Source organism: Moorena sp. SIO3I6 (assembly GCF_010672095.1).
This window is the reverse complement of sequence record NZ_JAAHHU010001409.1, coordinates 1-1,317: the sequence shown is the minus strand read 5'-3', so window position 1 is coordinate 1,317 and position 1,317 is coordinate 1. Positions and strand designations below refer to the sequence as shown.

The 1,317-nt window shown below is 43.2% G+C and carries 2 protein-coding genes; both read right to left on the bottom strand.

All coding sequences use genetic code 11. The features are described 5' to 3' along the window. Nucleotides 1–243: 243 nt before the first annotated feature. On the bottom strand, nucleotides 244–612 hold the full coding sequence (locus F6K49_RS49780; protein ID WP_293036607.1) for a clan AA aspartic protease: 369 nt from the start codon (nucleotides 610–612) through the stop codon (nucleotides 244–246). Continuing rightward, on the bottom strand, nucleotides 609–884 hold the full coding sequence (locus F6K49_RS49775; protein WP_293110208.1) for a hypothetical protein: 276 nt from the start codon (nucleotides 882–884) through the stop codon (nucleotides 609–611). The genes F6K49_RS49780 and F6K49_RS49775 overlap by 4 nt, the downstream gene beginning before the upstream one ends. Between the last annotated feature and the right edge of the window lie 433 nt (nucleotides 885–1,317).

Genomic DNA, 1,317 nt, shown 5'->3' with positions numbered 1-1,317 from the left:
TGGAGACAATAGCCCTGGTTTATTCCTAGGTAGCCGTAGGTTGTTTTTTGATGAGTTTGGAGACTAAGGGATAAGTGTCGATGTAGGGTGGGCAGTGGATGACACCGAGCAGCTGGGTTTTAGCTGTTGGTAACCACTGCCCACCATTGGATTAATTACTTGCAGCCAATTGAGCAAATAATAGCTTAATCGGAATAGTTAAAACTGGAGCTGAAGCCTGATCAGAAAGAACGACAGTAATGATTATAATGCTTCGATTATGACAGTGCCACCTTCCACAGCTTGAATCCGCAAGTCGTAGCCGTAAAGTAAGCTCATTCCGACCAACGGATCAGTTTCAGTTTCATTGACAGGAATGCTTTGGTATTCACCATCCCAGATTACAGTTGCCGCATATACCTCAAAGGTGGCTTCGCTACCATCACCCAAAGTTCCTCGCTCAACTCCAGTCCAAGGTAAATTTAGGGCAATGATGGTTTCGCGGGGCAAGCTTAAGAAACCTGTATAACCAGTATCAATAACAGCGTCAATCACTCGCCTTTGGGCATTTTCATTACCAACGACTAGCCGAATCGTTGCCTCACAGTTTGTATTTACCACACCGTACATCATACATGTTGTTTGAGGCTCCGTGCGCCGAAACGGTGAACAGCTCGATGCCCAATCCGAACAATCCAAGGCTGGGCATTTGGGAGTCGCTCAAACAAACCATTTGTAGCACTGAGAATATCATCAGCCAGCTCAAAGTCCCCAGTTTCAATGTCAATGGCTAGGATTCTGCCATTATTGCCTGCTTCAACCAAAGGGCGTACTTTAGTCTGATAGATGTAATCTCCATGCCTAGCAAATTCTTCTTTGCTATAGCGAGGTTGCCGAACTACCATTGGTTTGACCTCTGTTCAAGATTAACGCAGACTATGATTATAGCCTGAACTTAATGGGTGCATCTCACAGTGGTAAATCTATAACTTAGGGAACTCGAAAGCTGAAGTCTGATCAGAAAGAACGACAGTATGGAAAAGCGATTGGCCGTAGGCCACGCTACGCGATCGCATTTCTGATCCCAGTCACCTGATCGGTATAATGAAACACAGGAAACTTTAGAAGATGGGGAGTCATATCAGCAACTGGCTCCCCTTTTTACTGGCTGCATAGCTATTTACTAAAATTAAAAACTTGTGTAGTTTACTTATTTTATAAATCCTAGAAATTGCTTTCAGTAATTTTAGTATTAATCTCCCCATAATCCGCTATTTTACTATACAATTTACTACACTGAATACCATGACAGCAACGAGAGCAGTGATCTCTTTTTGA

What these genes read in the sequence shown, in the direction of transcription:
- F6K49_RS49775 (WP_293110208.1), bottom strand. Translation starts at nt 884, where the DNA reads ATGGTAGTTCGGCAACCTCGCTATAGCAAAGAAGAATTTGCTAGGCAT.
- F6K49_RS49780 (WP_293036607.1), bottom strand. Translation starts at nt 612, where the DNA reads ATGATGTACGGTGTGGTAAATACAAACTGTGAGGCAACGATTCGGCTA.